This window comes from Lutibacter oricola (assembly GCF_900106565.1).
Lineage (GTDB): Bacteria > Bacteroidota > Bacteroidia > Flavobacteriales > Flavobacteriaceae > Lutibacter > Lutibacter oricola.
Window position 1 is genome coordinate 119,963 of record NZ_FNNJ01000002.1, and the last position, 13,137, is coordinate 133,099.

Consider the following 13,137-nt stretch of genomic DNA (forward strand, 5'->3'; position numbering starts at 1 on the left):
AACATTAAAGCTTAATCTTTTTAAGTGTAAAAAGGTTGATTAAAAGTTTTCCAATACTTAATTTAAATATTTAAAAATAATATGTTCAAGTTTGTCTTTTTTAATGGGTTTAGAAATAAAATCATTACAGCCATGTTTTAAAGCTAACTCTTTGTCTTGTTCTGTGGAATAAGCTGTTTGAGCTATAACTGGTAGTTTTGGGTGTATAGTTTTTATTTTTTCAGTTGCTTCATAACCATTCATTATTGGCATTTTAATATCCATTAAAACCAAATCTATATTAGAATTCTGTTTGCATATATCTACACTTTCTTGTCCGTTAATGGCGTGGATTAAATCAAAGTTTACCGAATCTGTTTCTTGTAAAACAGCTTCTAAATATAAATAGTTAACTTCTTCATCTTCAGCAATAAGTATTGTGTATGTGTTTTTTTTAGATTCCTTAGTTTCTTCTTTTATTTTTGTATTAATAACAATATTTTCATTTCCAGGTTTGTGAGGTATTTTTACAGAGAAAGTAGAACCAGCACCTTTTTCAGATTCTAGAAATATATCTCCACCCAATAGTTGTGCATTTTCTTTTGAAATTGATAAACCCAAGCCAAGCCCACCAGTAGAGTTAGAAATATCTCTTTCTTCTTGTGTAAAACGCTCAAAAATTCGTACTTTATTTTTAGGTAAAATACCAATTCCTGTATCTTTAACATATATGTTAAGTTTAGAATCTTCTTTTAGGTAACCTAATTCAATATGGCCATTATGGGTATATTTAAAGGCATTATCAAGTAAGTTGCTAAAAATTTTATGAAGTTTAGATTTATCAGAAATAATTAAGCTTTCTTCATCTTTTAAGTCTTTATGAACATAAATTGGTATGTTTTGTTCTTTTGATTTTAAATCATAAATAGAAAACAATTCCATTATAAAATCATTTAAATAAAAAGCTTCTTCTTGTAGTTTTATTTGTTTTGTTTCTAATGTTGAAATTTCTAAAATATCATCTATTACCCTAAGTAGCTGTTTACTACTGTTTTGAATTATTGATGCGTAATAATTTTGTTTTTCATTACTTAAGGTAGTATCTGATAATATGTTTGAAAATCCGATAATTCCGTTCATAGGAGTCCGAATTTCGTGCGACATGTTGTGTAAAAATTCTGTTTTTAATCGATTACTTTCTTCAGCTTTTTCTTTAGCTATTCTAAGTTGATCGTTTGTATTTAATAATTCTTCTGTTAAATTTTCGTATTTATTATTTTGATCTAATATTTTTTGTTCGTTTAGCTTTCTTTCTGTAATATCTTCAATAAAAGCCATACCAAATTCTGGTTCCCCATTATTGTTATAAATAGTTCCTGCATGAATTAATACATTAATTATTTTTTTATCCTTTCTAATGTATCTTTTTTCTAATTGAAATCCATTATCTTGCTGTGTAGCCATTTTATTAAACAAGGCTTTGTTTTGTTTTAAATCGTCTGGATGAGTAATATCATAAAAAGATAATTTTTGAAGTTCTTTTTCTGTATATCCAGTAATTTTCTTGTAGGCTTCATTACTAGAGATAAAATTTCCATTCATATCATTTATTGTAATACCTAATGGAGATTTATCGATAGTTAATCTTAGTTTCTCTTCACTTTCTCTAATTTTTTCTTGAGCTTCTTTACGTTTTGTAATGTCAATTAAGGTTCCTCGTACAAGTAAGGTTTCACCTTTTTTGTTACGTTTAGCAACTTCACCTGAAGCATCTAACCAATGTATACTTTTATCTGGCCAAACAACTCTAAAATCTATTTGATAATTATTTTTACTGTTAATGGATTTAATTTCATTTATAGTTTTGTTATATTTATCTATATCGTCTTTATGAATTGTACGCTTTATGGCGTAAAAATCAATATCATTATTAATACCTAATCCATATAATTTATTATGATTTTCAGATAATTTTGTTTTTTTTGTTTCAAAATTATGCTCCCAAATAGCAATCCCAGAGTTTTGAGTACTTAACCTTAGTCTTTCTTCACTCTCTTTTAATTTAGTTTGAGTTATTTTGGTTTCGGTAACATCTTGTGCTACAGCATGTATTATTTTATTATGCTTAGTTATAATTGCAGACCAATTTAGTGTTACATAGTGGCCTTTTTTATGTTTGTATCTATTTTCAAAACTAAACGTTGTATGTCCTTCATTTAGTTTTTTCATTACATCTAATGTCTTATCAACATCATTTGGGTGAATTAAATCTAAAAATAAAGTACCAACCAATTCTTCTTTACTATAACCTAATATTGTAGTCCAGCCTTTATTAACTCTTAGAATTTTACCTTCAATACTCGAAATTAAATGAATATTCATTGGTTGGTCGAAAAAAGTATCTACAACTTCTGTTGCTTTTTTCTGTTCAGTAATATCAACAATCATTACAATTAAAGAATCAACCTGATTATTTGCATTTTTTTTGGCAGTTATAGAAGCGTCTACCCACACAAAATCTTTATTTTTGGTTTTTATTTTTTTTACAATTCTATAATTATCTATTTCTCCTTTAGATAATTTTGTAAATAGAGGGATTTCAACCTCTAGGTCTTCTGCATAGCTAATATCTGAAAAATGAAAATTTAAGAATTCTTCTTTAGAATAGCCTGTTAATTGTAAAAACTCGTTATTTACATCGGTAACTATACCTTTGTTATTAGATACGGCAATACCAATATTGGCATGTTCATAAATACCTTTAAACTTATTTTCGCTTTCAATTATTGCTTCGTTAACCTCTTTTTCTTGTGTAATATCTATTATTGTAGAGATAGTATGTTTAATACCTCCTTTTGAGTTTCTAATAACATTAGAGTACAAACGTATCCAAATAATACGTTTATTTTTATGGATGTATCTTTTTTCAATCGTAAACTCATTAAGTTCATTATTAATAACCTTTTTAGTAAATTCAGCATCCATTTCTAAATCATCAGGATGCGTTATTTGTTTAAAGTTTAAATCTAAAAGTTCAGATTTTTTATAACCAACAATATCACAGTACTTTTTGTTTACTTGTATAAAATTTCCTTTAGCATCAAAATGTGCAATACCTGTGGCAGATTGTTCAAACAAAACTTTGTAAAGAGTTTCACTTTCATTTAGTTTGTTTTTAGCAACTATTTCGTTGGTAATGTCTTTAAAAGTACAATAAGTTTGTTTAAAATCTCCTTGTTGATTTAAACCTATACAACCTTCAAATTCAACATAAACAAATTGGCCATTTTTTTTGACCATTTTAAATTGAACATTATTAATAAAACCTTGCTTTTTAAAAATTGGAAAGTTTTTTTTGAATGCAGCAACATAGCTTTCTTCAAGAAAACTACCAAACCATTTACCTATAACATCTTCTTTATTATACCCAAGTATTTGTAACCATCTTGGGTTTGTTTCTATAATATTGCCATCTATATCTAAAGATTGAAAAGCAAGAGGAGAGTTGTTATACATGCTTTTGTATTTCTCTTCACTTTCTTGAGTTAATTCTTTTTCTTTTTGAAGTTTTAACTCGGCATTTTTTAAAGAGGTAATATCTTGATGAGCACCAAGCATTCTGGTAGCTTCTCCTAGTTCGTTTCTTATTGCAATTCCTCTACATCTAATCCAAACAGTACTTTTATTAGCATGCGTATATCTAACTATTTGATCGTAGGGGTGTTTTGGGTTTTCAATATGTTTGTTAAAGTTTGATATAGCAAGTTTTAAATCATCTTGATTAATAATATCTTGCCAAGAACTTGTTAAATGAGGCATTTTTTTAGAATCATAGCCAAGCACTTCCCAGAACCGTTCACTCATCCATTCATTTTCAGGATTTTCTAGATCCCAATACCATAACCCATCTAAAGAACCATTTTGAATAAAATCAAAAATTCTTTCATCCTTTTTGACTAGTTCATATAATTCTTTTTTTAAATAGTTTTCCATAGCAAAAATTTATCGATTAAATATACAAAAAAATGTATTTAAATTTGGTTGATTAGAGTACCTGTAGATATTTAGATTTGTTATAAATAATTATTGTTGAAGTCTAGTAATAATAAAAAAAAGGCTGTTTTAATAAACAGCCTTTCTATAATTTATATTAATTAAGCTTCTTTTTTTATAGCAGCTTGAGCAGATGCAATACGAGCAATTGGCACTCTATATGGAGAGCAACTTACGTAATTCATTCCAGTATTATAACAAAATTCTACAGAACTTGGTTCACCACCGTGTTCACCACAAATACCAACTTTTAAATTTTCTTTTACACTTCTACCTTTAGAAGTACCTATTTTTACAAGTTGTCCAACACCTTCTTGATCTAAAACTTCAAAAGGATCGTTTTTTAAGATTCCTTTTTCGATATAAATAGGTAAAAATTTACCAGCATCATCGCGTGAATAACCAAATGCCATTTGTGTTAAATCATTAGTTCCAAAAGAGAAGAAATCAGCTCTTTTTGCAATTAAATCAGCTGTTAAGGCAGCACGTGGAATTTCAATCATTGTTCCAACTAAATATTCAACAGTATTATTTCTTTCTTCGAATACCTTTTCTGCAGTAGCTCTAATAACAGCTTCTTGACTTTCAAATTCTTGAATTGTACCAATTAATGGAACCATTATCTCAGGTTTTGCTTCTATTCCTTTTTCTTTTAAGTTTAAAGCAGCTTCAATAATTGCACGGGTTTGCATTTCTGTAATTTCTGGATATGTAATTCCTAATCTACAACCTCTATGTCCTAACATTGGATTAAATTCTTCCAACTCAGCAACTTTACTTTTAACATCAGCTAAAGAAATATGCATATCTTCAGCTAAACTACGTTGTGTTTCTAGCTGGTGAGGCACAAATTCGTGTAATGGTGGATCCAATAAACGAACCGTAACTGGTAAACCTGTCATTGCTTCAAAAATACCTTCAAAATCTTCGCGTTGCATTGGTAGTAAATCTAATAAAGCTTCTTTACGACCTTTAACAGTATCTGCTAAAATCATTTCTCGCATAGCTTTAATTCGGTCTACTTCAAAAAACATGTGCTCAGTTCTTGTTAATCCAATACCTTGTGCGCCAAATTTAACGGCTACTTTTGCATCTTTAGGAGAATCGGCATTAGTACGTACTTGCATGGTTGCATACTTATTTGATAATTCCATTAATTCGGCAAATTCTCCGCTTAATTCAGGTTCACTTGTAGCAACTTTCCCCTCAATAATATTTCCTGTAGATCCGTTTAAAGAAATCCAATCACCTTCGTGATATTCGTGGCCATCTACAGTTAAAGTTCTATTTTTATAATTAATTTTTAAAGCACCTGCACCCGATACACAGCATTTACCCATACCACGTGCAACAACTGCTGCGTGAGAAGTCATTCCACCACGAGCGGTTAAAATACCTTTAGCAATGTTCATACCCTCTAAATCTTCTGGAGAAGTTTCTATACGAACTAGAATACTACTTTTATAATTTGAAGCTTCATCTGCAAAGAACACAATTTTACCAGTTGCTGCTCCTGGAGAAGCAGGTAAACCTTGTGCTATTACATTTGAATTCTCTAAAGCCTTAGCATCGAAAATTGGATGTAATAATTCATCTAATTTATTTGGTTCTATTTGTAGTAGCGCTTCTTTTTCTGTGATTAAACCTTCTTTTATTGCATCCATTGCAATTTTTACCATTGCAGCTCCTGTTCGCTTACCATTTCTTGTTTGAAGTATCCAAAGTTTACCATTTTGCATTGTAAACTCCATATCTTGCATATCTCTGTAATGCAATTCTAGTTTTTCTTGATATTCGTTTAGCTCGTTATATATTGAAGGCATTAATTCTTCTAATGAAGGATAATTTGCAATTCTATCTTCTTCTTCAACCTTAGCCAACTCAGCCCAACGTTTAGAGCCTAATTTTGTAATTTGTTGTGGTGTTCTAACACCTGCAACTACATCTTCACCTTGAGCATCTATTAAATACTCTCCATTAAATACATTTTCTCCTGTACCAGCATCACGAGTAAAGCAAACACCTGTACCAGAATTTGAACCCATATTACCATAAACCATAGCTTGTACGTTTACGGCTGTTCCCCAATCTGCAGGGTATCCATTCATATTTCTATAGTATACAGCTCTATCACCATTCCAGCTATTAAATACAGCAACAACAGCACCCCATAATTGATCCCAAGGATCTGTAGGAAAATCTAAGCCTGTTCGTTTTCTAACTGCATCTTTAAAATCATATACTAAATCTTTTAAATCTTGAATAGTAAAATCTGTATCTAATTCTATATCTCGCTTATGTTTTAAAGCTTCCATTATTTCTTCAAACGGATCTATATCTTCTTTAGATTCTGGTTTCATTCCTAGAACCACATCACCATACATTTGTATAAAACGACGGTAAGAATCCCAAGCAAAACGTTCGTTGCCTGATTTTTGAGCTAAACCAAGTACAACTTCATCATTTAATCCTAAGTTTAATACGGTATCCATCATTCCGGGCATAGAAACTCTAGCTCCAGAACGAACAGAAACTAATAAAGGGTTGTCTTTATCTCCAAAAGAAGAACCCATAATCTGTTCTATATTTCTTATTGATTCTTCTACTTCTTTAGATATCATTTCGACAACAGTATCTTTACCAAGTTGGTTGTATTCTGTGCAAACTTCAGTTGTTATTGTAAAACCTGGAGGAACTGGAATTCCTATTTTACTCATTTCGGCAAGGTTTGCTCCTTTACCACCTAAGAGGTTTTTCATTGTACTGTTTCCATCGGCCTCTTTATTTCCGAACTTGTACACTCTTGTTTTTACGTCTTGTACGGTCTCCATTTATAATAATTATTTTGGTTAAAATTTTTTGGTATAACTCAAATTTAAGAAGAGTAGGTGTAGAAAAGGCTGATTTATGTCATATAGTGCTGCTAGATAGCGTTATAGGTGATGATTGTTACACTGACTTGATTTTAACAAAAAAAAAGCGTATTTAAAGATAAATACGCTTTTTAACCAAATAAGTTGATTTGTTAGAACGAAGTATTTAATAAATCTCCAGTTAATTGAAGCAATTGTAGTTCTGCGTTTTTTGCATTATACTTTGCTGTGTTTAAACTAGATTTTGAATTTAATAAGTTAACCTGAGCTTGTCTATATTCTATAGAAGTAATTTGTCCTAATTTAAAGTTTTCTTCACTTCTTTCGAAATTACGCTGGTTAGTTTCAACATTTTTTTCTTCAGAAGAAAGAATAAATAGAGAGTTGTTATAAACTTCCAAAGCGTTTGCAACATCACGTTCCAATTGGTTTTCTATTTGTTCTTTTTGAATTTTTAAATTATCTCTAGAAATTTTTGCGTTTGCAACACGTGTCTTTGTATTTCCTCCATCAAAAATATTCCAATTTAGAGATAAGCCTGCGTTTACACCTTTAGAATATTGTTCTGCAAATAACGCTGTTGCTGGGTTGTCGTTTTTATTAAATGAATAAGCAGAGTTTAGCGATAGGCTTGGTAAATAACTAGATTTGTTAATTTTTATATCAAAATCACTTAATTCAATATTTTTAGTTGCTTTTTGAATTTCAATATTATACTCCTTTGCTTTAGTTTGAAGCGTGGAATTATTAAAAGTTAGTTCAAAATTTACATTGGTATCAATTCCAAATTTTTCTTGCGCACTTCTTCCTAATAAAACATTTAAATCTCTTTTAGCATTTGCTAATAAGCGTTGAGAGTTTATATAACTAATACTATCGTTATTTACATCAACTTCTGCATTTAAAACATCTAGCTTTGTACTCTGACCATATTCATAAGCATATTCACTTCTTTTTAATCTATTTTTTGAAATACTTAAAGTTTCTTCTAAATTCTTATTATTTTCTGTTAAACGAGCTACTTCATAATAAATTGAAAACAGTTGAAGTAAAGAATTTTCTATTACAGTTTTAGCTTCTAATTCGGATAAATTATGACTTTCTTTTAGCTTTTGATAATTGTATTTTCTACCAAAACCATCAAATATTGTATAATTTAAACCTATAGAGGCGTTATACGATTTTGTTTCACCATTTTCAACTGTACTCTCAACACCGGTTTGAGATGTTAAATCACTTGTAGAATTATTATAAGTTGCTCCGGCGCTAGCACTTACTGTTGGTAAATAACCGCTATTGTATACGCTAGCATTGTTTTTTGCAATTTCAACAGCATTATTTGCCATTTTAATTCCGTAATTATTTTCTAAAGCAATTCTAACAGCCTTATTTTTTGTTAGTATTTCAGATTCTTGAGCGAAACTATTTGCAACGCTAAAAAGGAAAATGAAAAGGATGTATTTATAATTCTGCATCGTGTTCTGTTTTTTGTTCAATAATAGCTCTTTCAACTTCTTCTTTAGTAACATTTTTACCCGTTCTAATCCATTTAAAAAATACTTTAATAGAATTTCCTAATGATAGTAATAGTGGAAGCATAACTAATGTTAATACGGTTGCTATACCAATTCCATAAGAAATTGCAATTGCCATTGGTTTTAAAAATTGTGCTTGTCTACTTGTTTCCCATAGTAAAGGAGCCATACCAGCAATGGTAGTAAGTGAGGTTAAAAATATAGCTCTAAATCTTGAAATACCTGCTTTGTATAACGCTTGATCGTATTTTAAACCTTCTTTTAAATATCCATTAAACTTACCAATTAGTACCAATCCATCATTTACCAAAATACCTATAAGAGCAATAATACCTAAAAATGAAAGTATATTAATAGGGAAACCGTGAATATAATGTCCCCAACCTACACCAATTAAACTAAAAGGAATCATAATCATTAATAACAATGGTTGATCGTAACTTCTAAATGTAAACGCAATAGTTATATATATTAGCAATAAAATTATTGGAAAAACAAGTTTTGCAGAATTCATAGTTTTTGCTGCATCTCTATTTTGACCTTCATAAATTGCTGAAACGGTAGGATATTTAGATAAAACATCTGGAATTATATTTTCTTGAATATCGGCTAGGGCATCAGTTGCACTGGCTTCAGGATCTTTTAATTCTGAATTTACTTGGATTTCTCGCTTTCCTTCTAAGTGGTTAATAGCAACTTCACCACGTTTTATTGAGTATGTTGCAATTTCAGAAAAAGGAACTCTATTTCCTGTAGGCGTAGAAACCCACATATCATCTAAGTTTTTAATAGAAGAACGGTCTTCTTTTTTATAGCGTACCCAAACTTTAATTTCGTCTTGGCCGCGTTGAAAACGCTGTGCTTGAAAACCAAAGAATCCAGAACGAACTTGAGCCATTACTGTTTGTAAATTTAAGCCCAATAAATACGCATTGTCTTTTAGTTTAATTTGAACTTCTTTAATACCTTGTGGATCATTATCGTAAATATCTTTTAAATCTGGATTTTGATTCATAGCAGCTTTTAAATCTTCTTTAGCAGCCTTTAATTCATTAATGTTGTTTCCTAATAATGAAATTGAAATTGGACTTCCACCCATTCTACCTCCAGAACCGTAACTTAAAGATTCGTATCCGTAAAAGTCTCCTGCTTTTTCTCTAATGGCAGCAGTAATTTTTGGAGATGAAGCATCTCTAGATTCACCAGGTAATAAATTAACAGTTAAAGAACCATTAGAAGTTCCAGGCCCAATACGTTTAATTACATTTTGTACAACTTGCTCATTACCAGTTTGTTTTTTAGTAAAATCTTCATTTACTAACCAAACTGCTTTTTCAATTTCAGAAATAATAGAATCTGTAATTTTCTCATTAGTACCTTGTGGCATTTTTAAAGTTATTGAAATTCTATCGCTTGCAATACTAGGGAAAAAATCGGCTCTAATTATTCCACCTTTAATACTTGCAATGGTTAAAATTAAAAGTGAGATTGGAATTACAAAACCAAAAAATTTATTTCGTAAAAAGAATTTTAAAAATGGTGCATATATTTTATCTCGTATGTAAAACAAGAAGAGTTCAGATTTTTGGTTAATTTGAAAAAAGAACTCATTTATTTTTGATCTTTTTTTGTTTTTTCTAACCAATGCTTTTGAATGCGCAATATGTGCAGGTAAAATTAATAGTGCTTCAATTAAAGAAATAGAAAGTGTTAAAATTACAATAGATGCAACTTCTCCAAAAAACTTTCCAATTCTACCGTCTAAAAAGAAGAATGTAGAGAATGCTAGTAGTGTAGTTATAATTGCTGAAACAATTGGAGGAATAACCTCTAAAGTACCATCAATAGCCGCTCTAATTGGCGTTTTACCTTTTTCGTAATGGTTGTATATGTTTTCTCCAATTACAATTCCGTCATCAACCAAAATACCAATTACAATAATCATCCCAAATAAGGATAATACGTTAATAGTTACACCAATCATTGGAGCAAAAACAAACATACCTAAAAATGAAATTGGTAAACCTGCTGCTACCCAAAAGGCCAAACGTGGATTTAAAAATAATGATAAAAATAGCAATACTAGTACCATACCAATTAAACCATTTTCGGCTAATAATTGTGTTCGTTGGTTTAGTGTTATTGAGCTATCACTAGAAACAGTAATACTAATATTATTATGTTCTTGGTTAAATTTGTCTATATAGTCATTTACGGCATCTGCAGATTCTAATAAATCTTCACTATTTGTATTGGTAACAGCAATTCTAATAGCCATTTCGCCATTATTAAAAAGCCTATCAGGAGTTTCAGACCAAGTATCTTTAACAGTTGCTACATCACTTAAACGAATAATATTACCCGAAGCATCTGTTTTTACAACTATATTTAATAGTTCTAAACCTTGATATTTTTTATTTCTAGCTCTAATTAAATAATCTTCACTTGATGTTTTAATATTACCACCAGAAATTAAAATATTAGCTTGTGAAACTGCATTTGCAACTTCTTGAAACGAAAGGTTGTAGGCACGTAAATCACTTTCTTTTACGGCAATATCAATTTCTTCATCAGGAAAACCACTTAAACTTACTTGCGAAATTCCTTCAATTCCACGTAAATCATTTTCAATAGTTCTTGCATATTGTTTAAGTGTAGCTAATGATAGTTTTTTTCCACTTACAGTGAAAGATATTGTTGATCGTACTGTTTCAATTTTTGCTACAACAGCAGGTTCCATACCAGAAGGATAGGAGGGAACTCTATCAACAGCATTTTTAACATCTGCTAAAACTACATCAATATCTTTACCTTTTTCTACTTCAACAGTTATACTTGCAGAATTTTCTTGAGAAACTGAAGTAACACGTTCAACACCAATAATTCCTTTTAAATTGTCCTCGATTTTTAAAACAATACCTTCTTCCATTTCTTCTGGTGAAGCTCCAGGGTAAGTAAGAGAAATACTAATTGTTTCAGAATCTGTTAATGGAAAAAATGAAGACTTTAAATTGAATGCTCCAAATATTCCAAAAATAACAAAAGCAATAATGAAAATATTAACCGCTACAGGGTATTTTATAAAATATGAAATTACTTTTTTCATTATTCTTTATCGTTTATAGTTTTTACTAACATTCCGTCGTAAGCTCCTGGTAAACTTTTAGATAAAATAGTTGTGCCATTTTCTATTCCTTTTATTATAACTGATTCATTGTCAAAGTAAACAGGATCTATGGTAATAAGGTTTAGTATTGTGTCATTAACAACAAATACTTTGGTATCATCAACTAACAATTTTCTTGAAATTTCGGTTGCGTTTTCAATTTTTTTAGTTTCTAAAGCTGCGTTTAAATACATACCATCTCGTAAACCTTCTCCTTTAACTTCTAAATAAGTTTTAATTGTTTGGGTTGTTTGGTCTACTTTAGAATTTATTCTAATAACTTTTGCTTGCCAAGATTTAGTATTGTTAATATTACTAACATTTACGTTATTTCCAATTTTTAAAAGGTATGCATATGCTTCATTTACATTAACTTCTAATTCGAATACTGAAGTATCTATAAATTCTCCTAATTTTTGACCAGATCTAACCAAAGTTCCTTGTGTAACAGCAACTTCTGTTAAAGTTCCATTAAATGGAGCGCGTATACTATATTTACCCAATTTGGTTTCTAAATTTTTAACATTGTAGTAATTAGTTAAAATGCTTCTTCCAGAAATAAAGAATTTTTCTTTTTCTGAATTTGTTTGTGGTAACTTAGGAGTAGTTTTATTAATGTCGAAACTACTTAAGTAATTTTGCCATTTGTTATATTCATTTGGATAATCTAATTGAATATCGGGCATAATAGCTGTTAAACTATTAAAAAATGCGCTTTTTTGAGCTTGTAAATTAGCATAAAATTCATCGCTATTAATTGCAAGTATTGTTTGCCCTTTGTAATATTTTGTTCCTGCTTTAAAGTCTTTACTTGTAGGTTTTAAAATTCCTTGAACTTCAGCATATAAATCAATTTTATTTTTTGCTGTTAAATTACCGCTTGTAGTAATTTTAACTGGTATTGCTTTATTGTTTACAGTTTGAGTGTAAACAGTTTTTATAATTTTATTAAATTTTGGTTTTTTTTTCTTGTTCAAGTCGGCTATTTTAATACCGGCAAAAACAGCAGCAGCTAAAATTAGAATGCTTCCAATAATTATTATTGTTTGTCTCATAGTTTAATTGAATGTTCTTTTGATATATTATTTTGTATTTTTTTTATAATATTGATTGTTAATTCTATTTCTTTTTCTGAAATTCCTTGTTGAAATTTTTTCATAGCAGCAACAATTATTGGTAATGTATTTTGATAAACTTTTATGCCATTAGGAGTTATGTATACATTTTTTACTCTTTTATCTCCCTTAATTGATTTTCTAGAAATAAGTTGCTTTTTCTCCATATTAGAAATTAATCGAGATAGTGAGGTTTTATCACTTTCGGTAATAAAAGCTAAATCGTTTTGCGGTAAACCATTATTTTTTTCTAATATTTTTAATATAATAAATTGTTCTCTTGTTAAATTTATAGCATTGCTTTTAAGAATACTCTTAATAACTGCTCCAAGCATTTTACCCGTTCTACCAATCCACGGTATTAAATTTTCTTCTGCATCCATTAATAAAATTTAATACAAATGTAAGGTAAAAAA

General features: G+C 29.6%; 6 protein-coding genes. All 6 read right to left on the reverse strand.

The window, feature by feature from the left end:
- Positions 1 to 57: 57 nt before the first annotated feature.
- Positions 58 to 3,972 (reverse strand): PAS domain S-box protein, encoded by a 3,915-nt coding sequence (locus BLU40_RS05245; protein ID WP_090120696.1) that lies wholly within the window; start codon positions 3,970 to 3,972, stop codon positions 58 to 60.
- A 161-nt stretch (positions 3,973 to 4,133) separates the two neighbouring features.
- Entirely contained in the window at positions 4,134 to 6,863 is a 2,730-nt protein-coding gene (gene ppdK, locus BLU40_RS05250) for a pyruvate, phosphate dikinase (protein ID WP_090120700.1), read from the reverse strand.
- Positions 6,864 to 7,057: 194 nt separating this feature from the next.
- Positions 7,058 to 8,380, reverse strand: a complete 1,323-nt coding sequence (locus tag BLU40_RS05255; RefSeq protein ID WP_090120704.1) for a TolC family protein — start codon at positions 8,378 to 8,380, stop codon at positions 7,058 to 7,060.
- Positions 8,367 to 11,546 (reverse strand): efflux RND transporter permease subunit, encoded by a 3,180-nt coding sequence (locus BLU40_RS05260; RefSeq protein WP_090120708.1) that lies wholly within the window; start codon positions 11,544 to 11,546, stop codon positions 8,367 to 8,369. Before BLU40_RS05260 ends, BLU40_RS05255 begins: the two co-directional genes overlap by 14 nt.
- Complete coding sequence (locus BLU40_RS05265) at positions 11,546 to 12,661, reverse strand: efflux RND transporter periplasmic adaptor subunit (RefSeq protein WP_090120711.1); 1,116 nt, start codon at positions 12,659 to 12,661, stop codon at positions 11,546 to 11,548. The genes BLU40_RS05260 and BLU40_RS05265 overlap by 1 nt, the downstream gene beginning before the upstream one ends.
- Positions 12,658 to 13,104, reverse strand: coding sequence for a MarR family winged helix-turn-helix transcriptional regulator (locus tag BLU40_RS05270; protein WP_090120715.1), 447 nt, complete (start codon positions 13,102 to 13,104; stop codon positions 12,658 to 12,660). Before BLU40_RS05270 ends, BLU40_RS05265 begins: the two co-directional genes overlap by 4 nt.
- Between the last annotated feature and the right edge of the window lie 33 nt (positions 13,105 to 13,137).

Bases quoted from the DNA above. Each gene is read 5' to 3' on its own strand.
- BLU40_RS05245 (WP_090120696.1), bottom strand. From the start codon at position 3,972: ATGGAAAACTATTTAAAAAAAGAATTATATGAACTAGTCAAAAAGGAT.
- ppdK (WP_090120700.1), bottom strand. From the start codon at position 6,863: ATGGAGACCGTACAAGACGTAAAAACAAGAGTGTACAAGTTCGGAAAT.
- BLU40_RS05255 (WP_090120704.1), bottom strand. From the start codon at position 8,380: ATGCAGAATTATAAATACATCCTTTTCATTTTCCTTTTTAGCGTTGCA.
- BLU40_RS05260 (WP_090120708.1), bottom strand. From the start codon at position 11,546: ATGAAAAAAGTAATTTCATATTTTATAAAATACCCTGTAGCGGTTAAT.
- BLU40_RS05265 (WP_090120711.1), bottom strand. From the start codon at position 12,661: ATGAGACAAACAATAATAATTATTGGAAGCATTCTAATTTTAGCTGCT.
- BLU40_RS05270 (WP_090120715.1), bottom strand. From the start codon at position 13,104: ATGGATGCAGAAGAAAATTTAATACCGTGGATTGGTAGAACGGGTAAA.